Below are 21468 nucleotides of genomic sequence, written 5' to 3'. Positions count from 1 at the left end.
TCATGCCAGGAACCTCGACAGTCCGCTGTCGGCGGGGGCCAGGGGACGCTTGGGGGCCGGGAGGTCGAACAGCAGCCGGGCGAGCAGTTCGGTGGAGGGTTCGGGCAGCGGCCCGTCCACGAGACCGGCCAGGCGGCCGCGCTCCATCACCCGGTCCAGCCCGATGTAGCGCAGCCCGATGACGCTGTTGCGCCACGCCTGGGACAGCGGCAGGAAGCGCTCGGCGTTGGCCGACAGCCACAGCACCTGTTCGGCGGAGGCCGGGACCAGCCGCAGCCACTTGCCGAAGTGCAGCGGGGACAGGGCGCGCGCCACCTCCAGCAGGCCGCGGATCGACGGGGCCCGCTCCCCCGCGGACAGATGGGTGACGACGGGCTCGGGGCGCGGCCCTGAGCGGTGCAGCCCGGCCAGCGCGTCCAGCAGGGTGCCCGCCGCCAGGTCGCGCGGCAGGACGTCGACCCGGGCGCCGCGCATCGCGGGCAGCACCCGGCCGGGCAGCTCGTCCCACCGCTCGGCCAGCAGATACAGCGAGTTGCGCTTGCGGGTGGCGCCGGTCTTCGAGTCGCCGAGCAGGGCGGCGACCCGGCTGATGAGGACGTCGGGCTCACCGGGGCCGTGCCGCCGTGTCAGCTCCTGTTCGGCCAGCCACTTGCTGTGCTCGTACGCGGTGCGGTGGCGGTCCGGGGCGAGCGGGGTCTCGGCGATCCGGCCGAGGGTGCCGCCCGCGACGAAGATCGAGGACGCGTAGCCGTAGACCACCCGGCGGCCGGAGCGGCGCTGCAATTCGCGGGCGACCTCGTAGCCGGCCACGGCACCCTGCACGTTGACGGCGTACAGATCGCGGCCGCTGCCCGCCCAGTTGGTGTCTCCGGCGAGGTTGACGACGGCGTCGACGTCCTCGGCCAGCTCGTCCAGCTCCGCGTCCGACAGCCCCCACAGCGGTTCGCGGACGTCGCCGCCGACCCGGGCCGTGGCGAGCGAGGGAAACAGCCGCTCGAAGGGGACCTGCCCGGGGCGGGAGCGGCGCACCAGCGGCACGATCTCGACCCCGCGCCGCGGGGCGATCTCGGCGACCGCGGTGCCGAGTTGTCCGGTGATTCCGGTCAGCAGCAGTTTCATCCGAGATCGACACCCTCGTCGTAGGCGGCGATGTCGGGCACCAGTCCCCCGGCGACCAGCTCCCACATCATCTCGTCGGTGCCGCCGCCGAGCCGGGCCAGCCGGGAGTCGCGCCACATGCGGGCGAGCGGCGTCTCGTCCTCCAGATAGCCGGGGCCGCCGAACAGGTGCATGCACTCGCTCATCACCTCTTCGACGAACCGCGCCGCCGTGGTCTTGAGCGCCGCGATCTCGCGGGTGCCGCACGCGCCGGGGACGGGTACGCCCTGGGCGGCGGCGTAGACGGCGTAGCGCAGGGCGATCAGCCGGGACGACAGTTCGGCCAGCCGCAGCCGCAGCGCCTGCTGTTCGATCAGCGGTTTGCCGAACTGCTTGCGGCGCTGGAGGTGGGCGGTGGCCAGCCCGATGGCGCGGGCCGCGCCGCCGACGGCCTGGGCGGCGATGGAGAGCCGCTCGTGGTTCAGCCCCCAGGTTGCGCCGAGCAGTCCGCCGCCGCGCCGCCCGACCAGGGCCTCGTCGGGGACCTCGGCGTCGATGAGCATCCAGGTGGTGTCCAGCGCGGCGGTGCCCGCCTTGTCGAGGCGTTTACGGGGGGTGAGCCCGCCGCGCGGTACGGCGAACAGCCCGAGCCTGCCGTCGACCGGCCCCGAGCCCTCGTCCAGCCGGCACAGCAGCAGGGCGAAGTCGCAGACCAGGCCGAGCGACAGATACTTCTTCTCGCCCGTGACCCGCCAGCCGCCGGGCGTCCTGCGGGCGACGGTGCGCACTCCGTTGAGGTCGGAGCCGCCGGTCGGCTCGGAGGCGCCGAGGCAGCCCACCAGCCGCCCTTCCAGCGCCCCGGCCCGGTACTCGGCCAGCAGCGGGGAGTCCCCGAAGCGGGTGAGGACGGACAGCACCGTCTCGCAGTGCAGGCTGAGCCCGACCGACAGGCTGGCGTGCCCGAGCCGCCCGCTCTCCTCGGCGATGATCACGCCGAGTCCGGGGTCGCCGTACGGGTCCGCCACGGACGCGTCGCGCCAGCGCTCCTCGAACAGCCCGGCGAGGCCGAGTCCGGCCAGCGCCTCGCGCGGGAAGAGGCCCTCGGCCTCGGCCTGCTCGGCGACGGGTACGAAGGCCCGCCGCAGCAGTTCCGCGACGCGCTTACGGGCGTCCTCCACCCGCTCGCCGAACGGCCCGGCCGTGAAGAGGCGGGAGGTCTGCCCCGCCGGTACGGTCTGCTCCGCCGGTGCGGCCACAACACTCACGAGTCGTTACGCTCCTTCAGTTCACCCGCCACGTACGACAGCCACAGCGAGCGGCGGCGGGGCTTGCGGCTGGAGGTCAGGGGGATGGTGCCGCGCTTGACGTACAGCACCTCGGCGCGGGCCGCGTCGCCGGTGAACGACGAGATGACGGACAGCGCGTCGTCCAGCCGGTCGCCCAGCGGGCGTTCGGTGACCACCAGCACCTTCGGCTCGCCCCCGGTGATTCCGGCGACGACGGTCGCGTACCGCCGGGAGAGGGCCCCGGAGGCGGCGAGTTCGAGTTCGATGTCCTCGACGAAGACGTTCTGGCCGTTGATCTTCACGCTGTCGCCGAGCCTGCCGATCACATACAGCTCGCCGTCCAGCAGGAACCCGGCGTCGCCCGTGTAGAGCCTGCCGTCGTGCAGCTTGGCCCGGTCCTCGGGGCCGGGGTCGGCGTAGCCGTCGGCGACCGAGGGGCCCTCGACGTAGATCTCGCCGAGCACCGCTTCGGGCTGCGGGGCGCCGTCCTCGTCCAGGATCTCCACCCGCGCGGTCTCCAGCGGCGGACCGCAGCTGACCTGCCAGGTCCAGGGCTCCTCGACCGGCACGGTGCTCAGCTCGACAACCTCGCTCACGTCCAGCTTCTCGCCGAGCCGCCGCTCCAGGCCGCCCGCGCGCACCATCCGGGCGACGTGGTGCTTGCTCACCCCGGTGACCGCGAGGGTGCCCTCGGCCAGCCCGTACGCGGGCATCAGCGCCCGTACGTCGAAGCCGTACGGGCCGAGCAGCGCGGCGAAGCGGGCCAGCACCGCGGGGTCGATCCGCTCCGCGCCGCTGACCACGGCGGTCAGCGCGGAGAAGTCCAGCCCGTCGAGGTCGCCGGGGCGCACCGCGGACAGCACCCGCTCGAAGCCGAAGTTGGGCATGCACATGTTGGAGTACGGGGTGCGGCCGTACTCGGCGATCCAGCCGCGGGTGTCCCGGATGAACTGCTCGGGCCGCATCAGCGCGTGCTCGACCTGGAGGGTCAGCGCGCCCAGCAGCCCGCCCACCAGCCCCATGTCGTGGTAGAGCGGCAGCCAGGTGACGGCGCCGTAGCCCACCGGGTTCATCCAGCCCTGGATCATGCGCAGGTTGGTGGCCAGGTTGGCCATCGAGATGCGCAGTCCGCGCGGTGAGCCGCGGGAGCCCGAGGTGAACTGGAGCACCGCCAGCTCGCCCCAGGCGCGCGGCGCCTCCTCGGGGCGGTCGGCGTACTGGGGTGCCAGGACGTCGGTGCCGCCGCCGAGCCGGGCCACGTTCTCCGCGACCACCTCGTGGTAGCGCGGGTCGGCGATGGCGTGGCGCGGGTGGATGCGGGCGGTGATGGCCTTCAGCTGGTTCTGGTAGCCCTCTCCCCCGCGCAGCGCGAGCGGCAGGGGCAGCACGGACGGGGTGGCGCCGATCGCGAGCAGCCCGAAGAACTGCGTGACGAAGTCCTCCCCGCCGGGCAGCACCAGCGGCACCACATCGCCGGGCCGCACGCCCGCGTCCGCGAGCGCGGCGCCCGCGCCCAGGGTCCGCTGCGCCAGCTCCCGGTAGGTGAGCCGCTGCCAGGAGCCGTCGTCCAGCCGGAACCGCATCCCGCGGTCGTCCGACGGATCGTCCAGCCAGCCGAACACGCGCTCGTGATCAGGCGTTTTCTGCTGCGACACGGTGACCTTCCCCCTTTATTCGATCGGCCGGGCGTCCGGCCCGTGCTCGGTGGTCCGGTCCCGCAGCAGCCGCGCCAGCTCCAGCCGCTGCACTTTGGCGGTGGCGGTGCGCGGCAGTTCGTCCAGGGGCAGCTGCACTGGCGGGCGCATCGCGGGCAGCCGCCCGGCCGCCTTCCGCCACTGGACGAGGTCCAGCGGGCCGCCGTTCCGGGTCACCACGACCGGCGTCGGCGCGCCCTCCTCGCCGGGGACGACCACGACCTCCAGCAGGCTGTCGAGCCGCGACATCAGCTGATCCTCGGCCTCCAGCGCGCTGCCGAAGCCGGGGATGACGTCGACCTCGCGGTCGGAGACGTGCAGACAGCCCCAGCGGGTGCGGTAGCCGACGTCGCCCATCCGCCACCAGCCGTCGTCCAACTGCCGCTGGAAGCGGGCGTCCTCGCCGAAGTACGTGAGCGCCCGCCCGTCCGAGCGGACCTCGATGAAGCCGGGGTCGCCGGGGCCGGGGGTGCGGCCGTTGCGGTCGACCACCCGGACCGCCGTCATCCCGGGGAACGGGAAACCGACGCAGCGCCCGTCGGCGGACATCGCGCGCCGCCGCGAGGTGGCCCGGCCGACGGTCGGCCCGACCTCGCTCTGGCCGTACAGCTGGAGGTGGAACGGGCGCCTGCGCCGGGACGCGCCCAGGATCTTCTGCACGGTCCGCGGGTGGATGGCGTCGAACGTGCTGCTCAGGGCCTGCACATTGGACAGCGGGCCGCGCGGGTCGTCCGCCAGCGGCTCCCACTCCACGAACGTATTGGGGTGGGCCTCCAGCACACCGGGCTTCACCTCGGCGAAGATGTCGGCGATCCGCTCGGGCGTGGCGTCCTTGGTGATGACGATCGGGAAGCCGCGCTTGAGCGCGATGGCGAGCGCGGTCACCAGGCGCGAGTGTACGAACGACACCCGGACGGCGAGGGTTTCGCGGCCGCGTATCAGCAGCCGGGCGCCGAGCGCCTGCGGGCGGTACCGGGCGCGCAGCGACCGGGCGGTGTGCACGACGAGCTTGGGGATGTCGGTGGTGCCGGAGGTGTGGGTGAGCAGCGCGGGGCGCCTGGCCCTGGTGCGGGTGAACGGGCGCAGATGGGCCTCGGGGTCCCGCCGCAGCGGGGTGGTGCCCTCGGCCTGGCCGGTCACCAGGAAGACCCGCTCGCAGCGCTTGGTCACGTCCGGCGGCAGCTCGGCGGCGAGCTTCTTCTCGTCGGTGATCAGATGCGGCCAGTCGCAGCGGTCCAGCAGCTCCGCGACGACCTCGCCGGTGAGGCTGGGCGAGAGGGCGACGGGCACCGCGCCGACGCGGGCGACCGCGCAGGTGAGCAGGAAGATGTCGAAGCCGTCCTCTTTGTAGACGGCGACCTTGTCGCCCGGGCGCACCCGAAGGTCGCGCAGCGCGGACGCCATTTCGGCGACGAGATTCGCACAGGCGTAGGCAGTGAGGTCGCTGCCCAGCTCCGGTGCGATGTCGAGTTCATGGTCGAGGGTGATTTTCTGGTACGGGCTCTTCTTGGCGGCTTCGTCGAAGAAGGAGCCCAGGAACAGTCCCCTGTTCCCGATGCGTTGCAGGATCACGGTGGGCGTCACCCCTCGCCGTCAGGAGGCGTTTTCGAGTGCGGCCTTGATACGGGCGAGAGTCTGCCGCATATCGCCGTCGATTTTTTCCGACCAGTCGTCGAGGAACTTCTTCACCTCGGCGTCGCTCATGCCGTGGAGGATTCCCCGCATGCCTTCGGTGAGTTCGCCCATCCGGAAGGCGTGGGTCAGCGCACTGCCGTCCGCCGTGGGCTCGACCGTGAACGACCATACGCTCTCCTGGGCGCGGCCGCCGCTGTTGCGCATGGCCCAGCTGAACACCCGCGGTGCGGCGGATTCCACGACCTCGCATTGCGTGGTCCAGTCCCCGCGCACGACCGGCGCCCAGGCGACCACATCCGGCTCCCGGTGATTGCGCGCGGTAAAGACGGAACCGACGGCCGCCGGTTCTCCTTCGGTCCACTCCCCGCCCAGGCACTCGGGACTCCAGTCACCGCTGTGGCCGAGGTCGCTGACGTAGGCGAAGACGGTGGCGGGATCGGCGCGGATTTCGGTGGTGGCGTCCACGCGGAACGTTTCCGTGGAACTCATGTCCGTGGAACTCATGGGTCAGCACCCCTTCTCACGGGCGGCGGTCTATCAGGCAGCCAGGAAGCCGAGCATCTGCTCGGTCGTGTGGATCGCCGCGCAGCAGCGCGCGGCATAGTCCAGCGCGGAACGGTGGTGGTCGGCGGTGAAATCGGCGAGCGCGTCCGCCACCAGGAACGGCTGAATATCGGAGCTGAAGGCGTCGACGGCGGTCATCAGACAGCCGACATGGGCGTAGACCCCGCACACGATCAATTGGTCGCGGCCGGACTTCTCGATCAGATCACGGAGTTCCGAGCGGACGAAAGCGCTGTAACGCCACTTCGTGAGAACGGTGTCCCCGTCGGCCGGGCGCAGCGGTTCGACGATCCCGGTGTCCCGCTCGTGCGCGGACATCCCCGGCCCCCAGAAGTCGTACAGCAGCCCGCGCTGGCCGCGGTCCATGTCGCCGGGCTGGGCCGAGTACACCACCGGCATGCCGAGCGCCGTGGCCCGGTCGCGCAGGGCACGGGCGTTGGCCAGCAGCTCGCCGTACAGGGCGCTGCCCGGGTCGTAGGGCGCCAGGAAGTACGTCTGCATGTCGTGGAGGAAGAGGACGGCGCGGTCCGGATCGGGGCGCCAGTCGACCTGGTTCTTCGGCAGATCGGCGGCGGTCGGCATCGGATAGGGCGCGATGGCGGGAATACCCATGGCCTTCTCTCACACTCCCAGAATGGCGCCGCCGTCGACACACAGGTCCTGCATGGTGATGTGCCGGGCCCGGTCGGAGGCGAGGAAGAGGACGGCGTCCGCGATGTCACCGGGTTCGGCGATCCGGCGCAGCGGGATTCCGGTCTTGTACGTGGCCATCGAACCGTCGAGGGTGGTCCGGCGGCCGGATTCGTCGGTCCACAGCGCGCGCAGCATGTCGGTGTCGGTCGAACCGGGTGACACCACGTTGCAGCGGATTCCGTATTCCGCCAGTTCCAGCCCGAGGGATTTGGTGTAGAGGGACGCGGCGGCCTTCGAGGCGCCGTACGCGGCCATCTGCACCCGGGGTATACGTCCGGCGTTGGAGGCGACGGTCACGATGGCGCCCTCACCGCGTTCCTTCATGCGCGAGGCGACGGCCCGGGAACAGTGGAAAACGCCGTCCAGGTTGATCGAGAAGATGGCCCGCCAGTCGATGTCCGACATCTCCAGCGCGGATCCGGCGCGCATCACTCCGGCGGCGTTCACCAGCAGGTCCACGGCGCCGAGTTCGGTTTCGATCCGGTCGACGACCTCATTGACGCGCTCGCTGTCGGTGACATCGGCGGGAAAGGCGACGGCGGTCAGTCCGTCCGCCGCCATCTTCTCCACCAGGTCGGTCAGCCGGTCGGCGTCCTTGTCCACGGCGGCCACCAGAGTTCCCTGGCCCGCGAGTGCTCGTGCGATGGCGGTTCCGATTCCGCCCGCCGCGCCGGTTACCAACGCGACCCGGCACATCGTTTCCTTGTGCTCGGTCAATTCCTCACCTCCTGAGGGCATTCCGAGTCTACGGATTCCTATGCGCGAATCCAGGTGCGCATCAATTCGGCTGCCTGGTCGGGATTCAGCCGCGGATCGCACAGCGTCGTATAGCGCTCGGCGAGTCGCTCGACCCCGTCGACCTTTCCGCCGAGGCATTCGGTGACATCCGAGGCAGCGACTTCGAGATGGAGTCCGCCGGGGTGCCCCCCGCCCTTTCCAGGACTCGTCTGCAGCGGACGGCCTCGTCCACGACGGCACTGAGGTGGCGGGTCTTCACCCCGCCCGCCCGGACGGTGTTGCCGTGCATCGGGTCGCTCAGCCAGACCGCCCGGTGGCCCCCGGCCCGTACTGCGGCCACCAGCGGCGGGAGCAGTTCGGTGACCCGCTCGGCGCCCATGCGGGCGATCAGGGTGAGTCTGCCGGGGGCCCGGTCCGGGTCCAGCAGGGCGCACACCTCGGCCAGTTCGGCGGGGTCGGCGGAGGGGCCGAGCTTGAGCGCGACCGGGTTGGCCACCTGGGACAGCAGCCGCACATGGGCGGATCCGGGCGCTCTGGTGCGGTCGCCGAGCCAGGGCAGATGGGTGGAGCCGAGGATCCGCTGTCCGGCGTCGGTGCGGACCAGCGGGGCCTCGTAGTCGACGACCAGCGCGTCGTGGCTGGCCCAGGGCCCGTCGGGGAATGACGCCGAGGGGTGTCCGGCGCGGCGGTCCCGGTCGCGGGCGAGGACCCGTAACACCTCGGCGCTCGCCTCGTACGCCCGCACCATGCGCCGCGGATCGTGTGCCCGCGCCGCCGCGGTCGGGGCCTCGCCGTTGACCATGTGGCCGCGGAAGGCGGGCAGCAGCACCCCGTCGACGTCCTCGAAGGGCCGGCTGCGCGGCTTGGCGAACTGGCCGCCGATCCGCCCGACCCGTAACACCGGCCCGTCGCCCCCGAGTTCATCGGCGAGGGCGTGCAGCACGGCCGTCTTGGCGCGGACGTGATCGGCGCCGGTCTCCTCGAAGCTCTCCGCGCAGTCGCCGAGCTGCACCATCCGCGCCCCGCCACCGGCCACCACCGCCAGCGCCCCGCGCAGCCGGTCCAGCTCCGCGGCGGTCACCAGCGCGGGTGCGGCGGCCAGCGCGGCCCGGCTCGCCACGTAGTCCGGGTGGGTCTTCCACTCCGGCTGCTGGGCGGCCATCGCCCCCTCGGGCCCGGCGCGTCCGGGCGCGGCCCGGGTGCCGTCGCCGATCATCGCTCGGCTTCGCATTCGATCAGCTCGGCGGGGTGCCGCAGCGCCCAGCCGAGCAGGTCGGCGAGGAGGTCGGTGCCGTGTTCGGTGAGCACCGACTCCAGGTGGAACTGGGTGGCGGCGAACCGCTCGCCGCGCACCGCGTGCACCTCTCCGGTGGCCGGGTTGCGGCACAGCTCGACGGGGCCGCGTGCGCGTGGGGAATCGAGCCGGTCGGCGGTGTGGCGGGCGGCGTAGGAGTTGTAGAAGCCGACCGGCTCGGACTGTCCGAAGAAGTTGATACGGCGCTGTGTGCCCTGGTTGGGCCGCTCCCTGGGGAAGAGTTCGAGCCCGAGCAGCGCGCACAGCACCTGGTGGCTGAGGCATTCGCCGACGAACGGGATGCCCCGGGCGAAGAGGTGGCCGATCAGGTCGGCGATGCCGCGCACCTTGGGGTCGCTGGTGGCCCGGGGGTCGCCGGGTCCCGGCCCCAGCACGACGCAGTCGTAGCCGTCGGTTTCCCCGGGGTGTACGGCGTCCCAGGAGCGGATGGTGGCGTCCAGGCCCAGCGAGCGGGTCTGGTGGCCGAGCATGCCGGTGAACATATCCTCGGCGTCCACGATCAGCACCCGTCCGGCGACCGGCCCCGCCGTCCGCGCGGGCCCGCCGTCCTCCTTGCCCAGCCAGAAGGCCGACAGCCCGGCGTTGCGCCGCTCCAGCGCGCTGATCACCTTGGGGTCGTGGGCGAGTGGCGCGCCGCCGCCCGCGGGCCGGAGCGGCGCCGTGGACCTGTCCCGCCGCTCCAGTCCGGTGGCGCCGAGCAGCGCGTCCACCTTGGCCCAGGTCTCGGCGACCTCAGCGGCGGGCCGGGAGTCCCGGACCAGGGTGGCGCCGACGTCGATGCGCAGGGCGCCCTCGCGGCTGATGTCGGCGGTGCGGATGAGGATCGCCGAGTCCAGGGTGGCCCGGCCGGTGGTGTCCCGGCCGAGGAGGGCGAGGGCGCCGCCGTAGTAGCCGCGTCCGCTCTCCTCGTGCCGGGCGATCACCCGGCAGGCGTTCTCCAGCGGGCTGCCGGTGATGGTCGGCGCGAACATCGTCTCGCGCAGCACCTCGCGGACGTCCCGCGACGTGGCGCCCTCCAGCAGGTATTCGGTGTGCGCGAGCTTGGCCATCTCGCGCAGATAGGGGCCGCGGGCCCGGGCGCCGCGGTCGCAGACGCGGGAGAGCATCTTCAGCTCCTCGTCCACGACCATGAAGAGTTCGTCGGTCTCCTTCTGGTCGCCCAGGAACTCCAGCACCCCGTCCAGGTCCGCGCCGGAGGGCGGATAGCGGTAGGTGCCGCTGATCGGGTTCATCCGCGCGGTGCCCCCGTCGACCTGCACATGCAGCTCCGGGGACGCGCCGACGAAGGTGCGGTCGCCGGTGTACACCACGAAGGTCCAGTAGGCGCCGGACTCCATGGTCAGCAGCCGCCGGAAGACGGTCAGGGCGACCTCGGGCCGGTAGTCGGCCAGGGTGGCCCGGAAGGAGCGCCTGATGACGAAGTTGGAGCCCTCACCGGCCCGGATCTCCTGGTCGAGGATCTTCTCCACGACCTTCTCGTAGTCCTCGTCCCCGATGTCGAACCCGCTGTCGCGCAGGGTGACTTCGGCGTCGGGCAGCAGATCGAGCGCCTCCTCGACGGGGAGGGCGGCGCGGCGCTCGGCGGTGAGCGCCAGGATCGGTTCGCCGTCGTCGTTGCACGCGTAGCCGCGCTCGGTGACCTGGCGGAAGGGGATGACCGCCAGCACCTCGGCGGGCGTCACCCCGGCCGGGTCGCCGCTCCCGGCTCCCGCCGTGCCCGCGTCCAGGGGTCCGGGACACGGCAGTTCGGCGAGCGTGGCCACCTCGGCCACCGTCCCGGTCAGCACCTCCACCTCCGGCCCGCCCGCGCCCGCTCTGCGCAGCAGTGCGAACGGGGGCGGGTCGGACGCCAGCGTCGAGTGGAGGAGGTCCTGAGCGTCCGTCGCGTGGAAGCCCCTGACTTGATGGATCGTCATGCCTGCCTTCCCTAGGCGCCGAAAAGCGAATGGGGAATGGGGGATGTCAGCCGGACGCCTGCCGGCCGGAGCGCTGCTCCAGCTCCGTCGCGAAGTCCTGCCACGCCCGGCTGCATTCCCGTGCGGCCGTGGCGATCAGCTCCACGCGGTGCGACGGGACGTTGTCGCTGATCCGGGTCCACTCTTGCGGGCCCACCGTGCAGGCGTCCAGCAGCCGCAGCAACGTGCGGCCCGACTCGGAGAGCCGCAGCGAGGGGTCCTTGCGCAGGTTGTGGATCAGCGCGGGGAGGTCGGGGGCGCGGTCGGCTCCGTCGATCCGGGCCACCGCCTTGGGCCGCAGCGGGGTCGCGGTGGCCGCCGCCTCGGGCTCGCGGCGTACGGGCCCCACGGGGGCCTCACCGCGCCGCAGCCGGTCGCGGACGTCCCGCACGGTGGCGGCGCAGACCCCGGCCTCCCGGGCGACCTCCCGCAGGGAGACGCCGGGGCGCTCGGCGAGTATCCGGCCCGCTTGGAGACGTCCCTCGGCGGCGTCGACCGGGCGTTCCCGGCCGTCGCGTCCGAGCCGGGTGCTCGACTGGGGAATTTCCCCACTCGCACGGCGGCGGATGGCGCCGACCGTCTTATGGGAGAGCCCGGTGACCGAGGCGATGGCCCGATCGGACCATTCCGGATGAGAGTTGATGATACGTTTGGCTGCGGCATTCCTGTCGGCGCGCGGCAAGGGAAGTCCATGCGAGACGTTTGCTTTGACCGCGAGAACAAAGGCTTCTTCGTCGTCGCACTCGCAGAAAATAGCCTCGATTTTACCCTGGCCGCGAAGATCCGCGGCATGCACCCGATGCATCCCGTCAATGACGTGCATCGTCCTGCGATTGACCAAAATGGGCGGCAGTTCGGCATCCGACTCGGCGAGAAGACGCACATGGTCACTGTCCGCACCCGACAGACGGGGCGAATCGAAGTGCGTTAAGTCGCTCAGGGAAACCATTTCGGTGGACCGCCGCGCCATGATTTCGGCAGTGTCAGCCAAGAGCTGACCATTCATGTGCCTATCCCCCTGTGGCAATCCGGTGCTTCATGGAAGACAGCGATGGACGAAGACATCAGGAGGCGTACTGCCCATGGAGGGCTGGGCGCTGGACGACATGCCCAGCCGCATCGACGCGAAGGTGAAGAACGATCGGCTTCAAGGCCACCCCCGTGGACTTCCGCTTACCCCGTCTGTCGTATGGAACACATGTCGACAAGACTCATATCAAGCCCGGCCGGGATTATTGATGAAACCGCAGATTAATCATTGCAAGTTAACATCAGTTCCAAGACCAAGCGACCGTAGCAGTCGCCGCGCGGAGCACGCAACCAAAACGTGACGGGCCGTTTTATGGTCAACTCGCCCTTTGCGAGGTATGCGAGGTGGACGGTCCGGAGAAGATCTAGCGGCGCAGCAGGGCGGGGAGTTGTTGATGTCCATTCGAGATGAAGGACTCCAGCGGACGAAGCTCGGCCGCCGGTACCGCGAGGGCGAGATCGGGGAAGTGTTCGAAGAGGGCGCGCAGCCCGATGCGCCCCTCCAGCCGGGCCAGTTCGGCGCCCAGACAGAAGTGCGGTCCGTAGCCGAACGCCAGGTGTTCGCGGCGCGTGGCCCGGGTGAGGTCGAAGCGTCCGGCGCGCCCGCCGTGGGTCCGCGGGTCGCGCCCCGCGGCGGCGTAGTTGATGGCGATGGGGTCGCCCTGACGGAAGGTCAGCCCGGTCTCCGCGTCGTGCACGTCCTCGATCGGGAAGCGCATCAGGATGGACGCGATCGGCGCCTGGTGGCGTAGCGTCTCCTCCACCACGTCGTCCCATGACGCCTGCCCGGAGCGCAGCAGCGCGAGCTGGCCGGGGTGGGAGAGCAGATTGACGATGGCGTGGTCGAGCAGATTGACCGTGGTCTCGTGTCCCGCGCCGATCAACAGCAGCACACTGTCCATCAACTCCTGCTCGCTGAGCTTGGAGTCGGTCTCGTCGTCGTGTGCGCCGATGAGCACGCTGGTCACATCGTCCCCGGGCGTCTGCCGCTTGATGGCCAGCAGCTCCGTCAACAACCGGTACAACTCACGGGTGTTGGCCTCGGCCTCCGCCTCCGACTGGCCGGTCGCGAAGATCCCGGCGACCCCGGCGCGGAAGGCGTTGTGCAACGTGTCGGGGACGCCGAGGAGCGTGTTGACGACCATCAGCGGCAGCAGCCAGGCGAACCGGGACCGCAGATCCACCGGCGCTCCGGGGGCGGTGGCCTCGGTGGCCTCCAGCCCTTCGAGCAGGGACTGGGTGATCCCCTCGATTCGCGGGGCGAGGGCCCGCACCCGGCCGGGCGTGAACGCGGTGCCGATCAGCCGGCGGAGCCGGACGTGTTCAGGGCCGTACGCGGTCAGCGCGCTACGGACGTCGATCCACAGGCGCAGCGGCCACTTGGGCGGAATACGCTCGTCGATGTAGGCGTCGGACCAGTGCCGGTGGGGGTCCTTGGAGATCCGGCTGTCCGTGAGCAACCGCTTCACCAGGGCCGGGTCGGTCACGGCCCAGGCCACCACTCCGCCGGGCAGTTCGGCCGGTGTCGCGGGGCCCCGGTCCCGCAACCGGTCCGCTTCGGCGTGGATGTCGCCCGCGGTGGGGTCGAGGCGGAAGGGGCAACCGGAGGTCAGCTCGGTGCTCATGGAGAGGAATTCTCGCTCGATTGCGCCGCGTGAGAATAGAGGGAAGCCGATCGGAAAAGCGTAACTTTCACCCCCGCACCCTCATCCACCACAGAGGAAAGACCGCGTATCAGAGCAATTCCCGATGTCTCATGGCGCATATTCCGAGGGAATACCGAGGGGGCAAGAAAGCCCCTTACTCGGGTATTACGGAGTGCCCGCCTCCGCCACGGTGCTGTCCGCCGCCGCCTCGCCGTCCGTCCCCCGGCTCTGGCGGCGGGCCGCGATCACCACGTACACCAGCACCCCGGCGAACAGGAACAGCACGCCCTGGTACACCGCCGCGTACCCGGCCCCCGAGACCAGCCAGAAGGAGAAGCCGAAGCCCGCCAGCGCCAGCACCAGGTCCCAGACGAAGCGCCCGGTCCGCACCTCGTCGCGGCGCCCCGCCAGCAGGAAGTACAGCTGCGCACCGGCCGCCAGCAGATACGGGACCGTCGCCGAGAAGGTGGTGATCAGGACGAGGGTCGCGAAGACGCCGTTCGACCCCGAGGTGTAATTGACCACGGTGAGGGCCGACGCCAGGATCACGCCGACGAACACCCCGACCGTCGGCACCCCGCGCCGCTTGGCCGTGAACACGGCCGGGAAGAGCCCGTCCCGCGCGGCCGCGTACGGCGCCTGGGCGCTCATCAGGATCCAGCCGTTGAGCGCGCCGACGATGGACACCACGGCGGCCAGCGCGATCAGCGTGCCGCCCCAGGTGCCGCCGAACATCGCGTTCACCGCGTCCGAGAAGGGGGCGGTGGAGTTCACCAGGTCCTTGTGGGCGACGGTGCCGAACACCGACACCGTGCCGAGCAGATAGACCACGGCCGCGCCGATCGTGCCGAGCACGCTCGCCCGCCCCACGTTCCGCTCCGGGTTCTCCATCTCGCCCGCGCTCATCGACGCCGACTCCACGCCCAGGTAGCTGTAGAGCAGGATCGCGGCCGCCGCCGACATCCCGCCGAGCGCGCTGCCGCCGCCCGCGTTGAAGGGGCCCATGTTGTCCGGGTCGAAGTAGAAGAGCCCGACGACCGCGACGAAGAGCAGCGGGACGAACTTCAGCACGGTCGACACGAGCTGCACGGCCCCGACCCAGCGCGTCCCCGCGAGGTTCGCCAGCGCGGGCAGCCACAGCGCGAGCAGCGCGATGGCCAGGTCCATGCCCTTGGAGCCGTGCCCGGGGGCCAGTACGTGGACGTAGCCGACCGCCGCCACCGCGAGCGCCGCGTTGCTGACCCAGGTCATCGTCCAGTACGACCACGCCGACAGGAAGCCCGCGAAGTCGCCGAAGGCGGCGCGGGCGTGGACGTACGGCCCGCCCGTGCTCGGGTCGCGCCGCGCGAGGCGCCCGAAGACGAGCGCGAGCGCGATGGCACCGACCGTCAGGACGACGAAGGCCAGCAGGCTGAGGGTGCCGTACGGGGCGACGGACGCGGGGAGCAGGAAGATGCCGCCGCCGATGATGTTGCCCATGACGAGGGTGGTCGCCGTGGGCAGGCCGAAACGGCGCGTGTGGTGCTGGTCGAGCATGTGAACATCGTCAGGGACGATGTACGGTGCACCAAATCACCGGGCTTTGTCCGGCAGGGTGGGGGCGGCCGCCGGAAATGGTACGGCGGTGGGGCCGGGAATCCGGGATTCCTGCGTGAGACCCTGCGCACCGTCAGACGAACTCCGGTCCGCCGGAACCCACTCTTCCGCCGCCTCTGTCACCTCTGTCGCTTCCGGGACCTCCGGCACCTGCGGGCCGTCCGCCTCCGCGAGCCAGCGCCGCAGCACCCTGTGCACCCGCTCCGCTCCCACCAGCTCCTCCCCCGCCACCACGGGCGCGGAGAGCTGGACCGGCCACAGCAGGAAGGGGTGGCCCTGCTCGCCGCCGAGGCCGCCGTGCGAGCCGATCTGCTCCTCGAAGGCGTGCACCTCACCGGTCGCCGCGTCATAGGCCGAGTTGACCATGATGTCGGGGGTGTTCCGGAAGTGCGCGGTCCGCCGTACGGCATCGGCGGCGCCCGGCCCGAAGGCGGTGAGCGGGCTCTCCTTGATCACCCGGCCGGTGTCGAGATGGTGCTCGGCGCCGTTCGCCCCCAGCACCACCGCGCCTTCCGTTTCGGAGCGTACGAGCAGAAAGCCGACCCCGGGGTGGTGGGCGAGGGTGTGCAGCAGGGCGGGGTACCGCCGGTCGATGGCCTCGCGGCTCATCCGGCCGGGCACATCGGGGAACGACACCAGCCCCAGGTTCCCGGAGGCGAGCACCACCGGACGCGAGCCCTCATGTCCGTCGCCGTCCCGCTCGGGCCCGTCCCCGTCCCGCTCGGGCCGGTGCAGCGCCGCCCGCGCCGCCTCGCGCGCCTCCGCCCCGCTCGCCGTACGCCCGGCCGCCCGCGACACCGGCAGCCCGCACCCGGCGCGCACCAGGTCCTCCAGCGTCAGCCCGTACGCCCCCGCGAAGGTGTCCCCCGGGCTCTGGCCGTGGTCGGACAGCAGCACGATCCGGTAGTCGCGCGGCGCCCGCTCCGCCACCTTGGCGATCAGCGCGATCGACCGGTCGAGGCGGGCCAGCACCTGCTGGGCGTCGCGGCTGCGCGGCCCGGAGTGGTGCGCCACCTCGTCGTACGCCACCAGGTCGGCGTAGATCGCGGTGCGGCCCGACAGGATGTCCCCGCTCACCGCCGCCACCACCACGTCCCGCTCCACGACCGTCGCGAACGCCCGGATGAAGGGGTACAGCCCGCCGCGCCCCACCCGCGGCGTCTCCCGGCGCAGCTTGGCGCGGGTGGACTGGCAGATCTCCCGGACCACCTCGGCCACGAACGAGGCCGCGGTGCGGGTGGCGTTGGCCGGGTCGGAGAAGTACGCGAAGTAGCCGCTGCGGGAGCGGTTGCGCTTGCTGCGCCGCGCCGCCACGGAGAGCACGAGCGCCAGCTCGTCGGCGCCCCCGGTGAACAGGTTCCCCCGGCTCGCCCCGTCCACCGTCAGCAGCCCGTCGTGCCCGGCGCGGGCGGCGGCCCGGCGCTGCAACACGGCCGCGCTCGTCGGCCGGTTGCTCACCATCACCTCACCGCTCTTCTTGTCGTACCAACGGAAGGCGGGCACGTCCTCGTTCGAACCGTGCAGGATGCCGAGCTGGCTGGCGCCGGTCTGGCTGGACCAGTCGGTGCGCCACGGCGTGACGGTGTGCGTGCCGCCCACCCACGTCGACAGGGTCTCCATGACCGGCGGCTTGTTGTCCCGCGGCCGCAGCGCGTCCCGCAGCACGGCATGCCCGACCCCGTCGAGCTGCAGGAACACCGTCCCCGGCGGCCGCTCCCGGCCACCGTCCTCGCCGCTCAGCCGTCTGGCCCGGTCAGCGAGCCGCGCCAGCCGTCGACGGTACGCCCCGTCGTCCCGTACGGTCAGGAAGGTGCTGGTCGCCGAGGACGCGGCCGACATCACCGCCGCCACCACGACCGCCGTCTCCGGCTCCACCGCGCCCCGCCCGTCGGGGATCATCCCGATCGCGAGCAGCAGCAGCGAGCCGTTCAGTACGAACACCAGCAGCCCCAGCACCAACGCGGGCATCAGCAGCAACGCCCGTACCAGCAGCGGCCATACGAGCGCGCTCAGCACACCGAACGCACCGGCGCCGCTGGCGGCGGTGACCGCGATGCGTGTCGCGCTGTCGCCGTCAGCGGCCTGCAAGCGGAAATCGGGCAGGATGCCCGCGAGCGCCAGCATGGTGAGCGTCGACACCGCCCACACGGCCGTCACCCGGAGCAGGGCTCCCCCCACGGTCTTCCATCGGGGCTTCTGCACGCCGTGGCCTCACTTCGGATTCCGGTCCGCGCGTTGGCACGCGGACCGATTCCCAGCGTTACACAGCGCGGGTGCGTCCCGGCGGGCACGAGGTTACGGGGAGCGGACCGTTCCGCTTACGGCACGGTCACGGCGGCGCCCGCCGGGCCATGGCAGAGTCATGCGCATGCTGACCTTGTTACCGGTGCGGCGCAGACGCGCCGCCGCCCTCGCCCTCCTCCTCGGCGCCGCCCTCTCCCTGACCGCCTGCGGCGAGCAGCGCGTCACGACGGCCGATGCCCCGAGCGCTCCCCCGACCTCCAGCCCCAGTGCCCCCGGTACCCCGTATGTGGAACCCGGATCCCACGACGGCGCCCCGCACTACCGCGAGAACAACGCGTTCCGCCAGCCCGGCGAGATGTCCCCGGCCAGCGCCGAGGACGCGCGGAAGGAAGCCGCCCGCGTCGAGCCCGTGCTGAAGCGGCTGTGGGGACAGAAGAAGTGGGACCCCAAGAGCGTGCGCACGGCGCTGCTCAAGCTCGGCTACGAGGAGGAGCGGCGCGGCGGGACGCTCACCGTGACGGGAATGTCCGCGCGCTTCGAGGCCGACCACGAGGTCACGCCCGAGGGCGCCCGGATCGGCCTGCGCGTCCACGACGACGCGTGCGTCACGGCGTTCGTGCAGAAGACCAACTACCAGGTCAGCGCCAACGGTCCCTACCCGGAGCACGGCTGCTTCGAGCCGCCCTATGGCCACTGAGGGCCGGGCCGTGAACGCGCGCCGATGGGCCGTCGCCGGGTGGGCGGGGCTGTGCCTGGCGGGCGCCGCCGCCACCTCCGCCCTCGACGCCGAGTCGTCCCCGGGCCGGCCGATGTCCCCCTACGTGGAACCGACGCCGACGCCCACGTCCCCCATCGATTGCCAGGAGATCGCCGACGACCTGGAGCGAGACCGCGCCGAGGCCCGACGGGAGCGGCCCGAGGCGCTCAGCCCCTCCGCAACCCCTGGCTACGGGGCCCAAGCCACCGTCAGGGATGTGGCAGTGCCGCAGGAATGCCTGGACGAACTCGAAGACCGCGGCCTCCTCCGCTGAAACGCCGCGGAAGCGCCGCTTACGGCAGGGTGGCGGCCGGATCGTCCAGCCAGACCCGATACCCCTCGGGGGTGACGGTGAGCCCGAACCGCGCGTGATCCGGCGCCCCCTGCCCCTTCCACCACCGGTACGCGCCCTCGACCTCGTCCCACAGCCGCCGCTCCCCCGCCTGCCAGACGCGCGCCGCCTTCCCGTCGTCGCGGAACACCACGCACGCCCAGGAGCGGTCGCCCAGCCCGTAGAACCACACCGGCCGCGCCCCGTCGTCCGCCTTGTCCGCCACGACCTGGACGCACCGCGGTACGCGGAGCCCCAGCACGAAGGGGAGGGCGCTGTACTGCCCGGTGACGAACTCCGCCTCGGTCAGGTCGGTGGTGGACGTATCGGCGTCATCGGTCGGGCCGTACGCACCGTGATCGGGGAGCGCGAGCCGCTGGGCGCGCAGCTTCATGAACTCGGCGGGCCGGGTGAAGCGGCCGCTCGCCGTCCCCTTGTGCACCGTGAGCCGGGCGACGGCGTCGGCGTGGGTGAAGTGCGTGCCCCACGGCGCGACGATGAGCCCGCCGGGGCGGGTCTGCTCGATCCACGCCCCGGGGATCTCCCGGACCCCGACGGTGGCCAGGACTCGGTCGTACGGCGCGCGGTCCGCGTACCCCCGCGCTCCGTCGCCCACGACGACGGCCGGGTGCCACCCGGCGCCCCGAAGCCGTTCCCGTGCCTGCCGGGATACGCCGGGGTCCACCTCGACGGTGGTCACCCCGCCGCCCTCCCTGCCGCAGCGGTGCGAGAGGGCCGCCGCCGTCTCCCCCGTACCGGTGCCGACGTCGAGCACCTCCATGCCGGTGTCGACGTCGAGGTCCTGGAGCAACGCGTAGCCGACGGAGGGCATGGACGAGCTGCTGGTGGACACCCGTCCGGGTTCGGTGCCGGTGTGTTCGCCGTCGTCCCACTGCGTCACGATCGGCGCGTCACGGTCGGCGGCGGCGTACCAGGCGCCGCGGTCCTCGGCCTTGTGCACGGCGGTGGCGTTTTGGGTGTCGGTGTCGAACGGCCACATGAGGTCGGGCAGGAACGCGGCCCGGTCCACGGCGGCGAAGGTGGGCGCCCAGTCGGCCGCCATGGCCCGCCCCTCCACCAGGGCCCGCCCCAGCGCCACCCGCCCGGGGCGCGTCACTTGGGCGGGTTGGGCACGCCGGGCCCGCCGTCGGGGGTCGGCGGCTGATGCGGTCCGGGGTAGGGCTGCCCGGGCAGCTTGTCTCCGGCCCCGCCTGTGTCGTGAACCGCGATGGTCCGTGGCATCGGCGCCCTCCCCTTCGTCCGGCCGGTCCGTGGGCAGCAGCATAGAGATCGCCGCTGGAGCCGGACACGAGCCACGGATAATGGGCGCATTTCCGACCACGAGATACTGCCGCCCGCCATAGACGCGGACGCCCTGCTGGCCCTGTCCCGCGAACACCACGACCGGATCGCGCGGGCGTGGGGCACCCGCGAGGCGGGCGGGCACCTGGTGAAGGTGTACTCCGTGCAGGCGCCCGGGCGGGCCGTGACCGAGCAGGACGTGGCCACCGCCCTCCGCATCGCGGGCACTCATCTCGAACTCGGCGCCCTGCGCGGCTCGCTGGGCCTCGCCGTGCTCATCGTGCACGCGGGCGGCGACGGCGACTACGTCCTGGTCCACAGCTGGATCGAGGGCTACATGTCCGATCTCGCCGTCTTCTCCGGCCCCGCCGGGATCCCCGGCGAGTTGCGCCCCGGGCGCGTCGGGCTCGCCCCGTGCGTCTGGGAAGCGGCCGTCCTCGCCCATGAGCGCGAGGCGTTCTCGCGGCACCTCCTCGACGGCGACGGTGCCCTCGCGGACCGGCTCGCCGCGTGGCAGGCCGATACCCTTGACGGCGGCGTCCGGTGACCGCCACCGCGCATGTCCGGTGGGCCCGCCCCGCCGACCTGCCCCGGGTCGCCCAACTCGCCGCCGAGCACGCCGCGTACGAGCGCGCCGCGCCACCCACGCCCGGCCTCGCCGACCGGCTCCGCGCCCTCCTCTTCGCCACAACCATCCCGCGCCTGCACTGCGTTGTCGCGGAGCGTGCCGACGGCGAGGTCGTGGGGTACGCCACGTGCGCTCCGGAGGCCTCCGCCTGGGACGGCCGCGAATACCTCCACATGGACTGTCTCTTCCTGCGCTCGGACAACCGTGGCCAGGGGCTCGGCCCCCTGCTCATGGACGCGGTCGCCGCCCACGCCCGGGACTTGGGCCTCACCGAGATCCAGTGGAACACCCCCGCCTGGAACGAGGGTGCCGTGCGCTTCTACGAGCGCCTGGGCGCGCAGGCCAAGGAAAAGCTGCGTTACACACTGCCGGTCACCGAGCACCCCGCCGATTGACCCATGACTTCGGCCAGAACCTGCGGATCACTACTGGCCGGGCAGTGACACCGGCAGCGGACGCAACGGCACTGGTGTCGACACCACGATCGACGTGGTCGTCTGCCCGAAGAGCAGGAACTTGTCGAGGATCTCTTCGAGGCCCTCGATCGACGGGGCGTGGACCTTGAGGTGGAAGCAGTCTTCCCCGGTGATCCGGTGGCACTCGACGACCTGCGGGGTGTGGAGGGCGGCCTTGGCGACGTTCGGCAGCTGGCCCGGCCCCGGGGAGACGCGGACAAGAGCGGTCACCGGCATGCCGAGTGCGGCAGGGTCCACGTTCATCCGGTAGCCGGTGATGACACCGAGCCGTTCCAGGCGTTGCACCCGTTCGGTGACGGCAGGAGCGGACATCCCGACGCGGCGGGCCAGCTCCGACATCGACAGGCGCGGGTCGTCGTGGAGTTCGGAAAGGAGACGCACATTGACCGGGTCGAGGAGTCTGACCCGCTCGCTGTAGGTCTTCTGTCCGTTCGACCTTGATTCTCCAGGCATCCGGCGCCCCCCGGCTTCAAACAGACAT

General features: G+C 71.8%; 19 protein-coding genes and 1 pseudogene. 5 read left to right on the top strand and 15 right to left on the bottom strand.

Features of this window, described 5'->3' with window-relative positions; translation table 11 throughout:
- The 10 genes and pseudogenes from ACZ59A_RS20485 to ACZ59A_RS20440 form a co-directional block, all read right to left on the bottom strand.
- Positions 1–1119, bottom strand: coding sequence for an SDR family oxidoreductase (locus ACZ59A_RS20485; RefSeq protein ID WP_470960500.1), 1119 nt, complete (start codon positions 1117–1119; stop codon positions 1–3).
- Positions 1116–2363: an acyl-CoA dehydrogenase family protein gene (locus ACZ59A_RS20480; protein ID WP_470960499.1), complete on the bottom strand. Its 1248-nt coding sequence runs from the start codon at positions 2361–2363 to the stop codon at positions 1116–1118. The genes ACZ59A_RS20485 and ACZ59A_RS20480 overlap by 4 nt, the downstream gene beginning before the upstream one ends.
- The gene (locus tag ACZ59A_RS20475; protein ID WP_470960498.1) at positions 2360–4039 is read right to left on the bottom strand and encodes an AMP-binding protein; all 1680 of its coding nucleotides are present in this window, start codon (positions 4037–4039) and stop codon (positions 2360–2362) included. The genes ACZ59A_RS20480 and ACZ59A_RS20475 overlap by 4 nt, the downstream gene beginning before the upstream one ends.
- A gap of 15 nt (positions 4040–4054) precedes the next feature.
- A complete protein-coding gene (locus ACZ59A_RS20470) occupies positions 4055–5650 on the bottom strand; it encodes a class I adenylate-forming enzyme family protein (RefSeq protein ID WP_470960497.1) in 1596 nt (531 codons plus the stop codon).
- Positions 5651–5671: 21 nt separating this feature from the next.
- Positions 5672–6202, bottom strand: coding sequence for an SRPBCC family protein (locus tag ACZ59A_RS20465; RefSeq protein ID WP_470960496.1), 531 nt, complete (start codon positions 6200–6202; stop codon positions 5672–5674).
- Positions 6203–6250: 48 nt separating this feature from the next.
- Positions 6251–6889 (bottom strand): isochorismatase family protein, encoded by a 639-nt coding sequence (locus ACZ59A_RS20460; protein WP_470960495.1) that lies wholly within the window; start codon positions 6887–6889, stop codon positions 6251–6253.
- 9 nt (positions 6890–6898) lie between these two features.
- Complete coding sequence (locus tag ACZ59A_RS20455) at positions 6899–7666, bottom strand: 2,3-dihydro-2,3-dihydroxybenzoate dehydrogenase (protein WP_470960642.1); 768 nt, start codon at positions 7664–7666, stop codon at positions 6899–6901.
- 59 nt (positions 7667–7725) lie between these two features.
- Positions 7726–8870: pseudogene (locus ACZ59A_RS20450) on the bottom strand (3-deoxy-7-phosphoheptulonate synthase).
- A gap of 50 nt (positions 8871–8920) precedes the next feature.
- Positions 8921–10939: an anthranilate synthase family protein gene (locus ACZ59A_RS20445; protein ID WP_470960494.1), complete on the bottom strand. Its 2019-nt coding sequence runs from the start codon at positions 10937–10939 to the stop codon at positions 8921–8923.
- A gap of 46 nt (positions 10940–10985) precedes the next feature.
- Positions 10986–11660: a hypothetical protein gene (locus ACZ59A_RS20440; RefSeq protein WP_470960493.1), complete on the bottom strand. Its 675-nt coding sequence runs from the start codon at positions 11658–11660 to the stop codon at positions 10986–10988.
- A gap of 9 nt (positions 11661–11669) precedes the next feature.
- On the opposite strand from ACZ59A_RS20440, the gene ACZ59A_RS20435 reads away from it, so the two are divergent.
- Positions 11670–11909: a hypothetical protein gene (locus ACZ59A_RS20435; RefSeq protein WP_470960492.1), complete on the top strand. Its 240-nt coding sequence runs from the start codon at positions 11670–11672 to the stop codon at positions 11907–11909.
- A 463-nt stretch (positions 11910–12372) separates the two neighbouring features.
- Here the strand turns inward: ACZ59A_RS20435 and ACZ59A_RS20430 are convergent, their stop codons facing one another.
- The 3 genes from ACZ59A_RS20430 to ACZ59A_RS20420 form a co-directional block, all read right to left on the bottom strand.
- Positions 12373–13632, bottom strand: a complete 1260-nt coding sequence (locus tag ACZ59A_RS20430) for a cytochrome P450 family protein (RefSeq protein WP_470960491.1) — start codon at positions 13630–13632, stop codon at positions 12373–12375.
- 186 nt (positions 13633–13818) lie between these two features.
- Positions 13819–15189, bottom strand: a complete 1371-nt coding sequence (locus ACZ59A_RS20425; RefSeq protein WP_470960490.1) for an amino acid permease — start codon at positions 15187–15189, stop codon at positions 13819–13821.
- Positions 15190–15225: 36 nt separating this feature from the next.
- Positions 15226–17451: a phage holin family protein gene (locus ACZ59A_RS20420; RefSeq protein ID WP_470960489.1), complete on the bottom strand. Its 2226-nt coding sequence runs from the start codon at positions 17449–17451 to the stop codon at positions 15226–15228.
- 166 nt (positions 17452–17617) lie between these two features.
- On the opposite strand from ACZ59A_RS20420, the gene ACZ59A_RS20415 reads away from it, so the two are divergent.
- Positions 17618–18190, top strand: a complete 573-nt coding sequence (locus ACZ59A_RS20415; protein WP_470960488.1) for a hypothetical protein — start codon at positions 17618–17620, stop codon at positions 18188–18190.
- Positions 18191–18200: 10 nt separating this feature from the next.
- On the top strand, positions 18201–18524 hold the full coding sequence (locus tag ACZ59A_RS20410) for a hypothetical protein (RefSeq protein WP_470960487.1): 324 nt from the start codon (positions 18201–18203) through the stop codon (positions 18522–18524).
- Between the two features lie 19 nt (positions 18525–18543).
- Here the strand turns inward: ACZ59A_RS20410 and ACZ59A_RS20405 are convergent, their stop codons facing one another.
- Positions 18544–19644 (bottom strand): methyltransferase domain-containing protein, encoded by a 1101-nt coding sequence (locus tag ACZ59A_RS20405; RefSeq protein ID WP_470960641.1) that lies wholly within the window; start codon positions 19642–19644, stop codon positions 18544–18546.
- Between the two features lie 165 nt (positions 19645–19809).
- On the opposite strand from ACZ59A_RS20405, the gene ACZ59A_RS20400 reads away from it, so the two are divergent.
- Both ACZ59A_RS20400 and ACZ59A_RS20395 read left to right on the top strand, forming a co-directional pair.
- A complete protein-coding gene (locus ACZ59A_RS20400; protein ID WP_470960486.1) occupies positions 19810–20430 on the top strand; it encodes a hypothetical protein in 621 nt (206 codons plus the stop codon).
- Complete coding sequence (locus ACZ59A_RS20395; protein ID WP_470960485.1) at positions 20427–20906, top strand: GNAT family N-acetyltransferase; 480 nt, start codon at positions 20427–20429, stop codon at positions 20904–20906. Before ACZ59A_RS20400 ends, ACZ59A_RS20395 begins: the two co-directional genes overlap by 4 nt.
- Before the next feature lie 30 nt (positions 20907–20936).
- On the opposite strand, the gene ACZ59A_RS20390 is transcribed toward ACZ59A_RS20395, so the two are convergent.
- Positions 20937–21440 carry an Lrp/AsnC family transcriptional regulator gene (locus ACZ59A_RS20390; protein WP_470960484.1) on the bottom strand — a complete coding sequence of 168 codons (504 nt, stop codon included), beginning with the start codon at positions 21438–21440 and terminating at the stop codon, positions 20937–20939.
- Positions 21441–21468 lie beyond the last annotated feature (28 nt).

It is taken from the genome of Streptomyces sp. NPDC040405, from assembly GCF_055595765.1.
The sequence above is the reverse complement of the archived record's forward strand: the minus strand, read 5'-3'. Positions and strand labels throughout refer to the sequence as shown.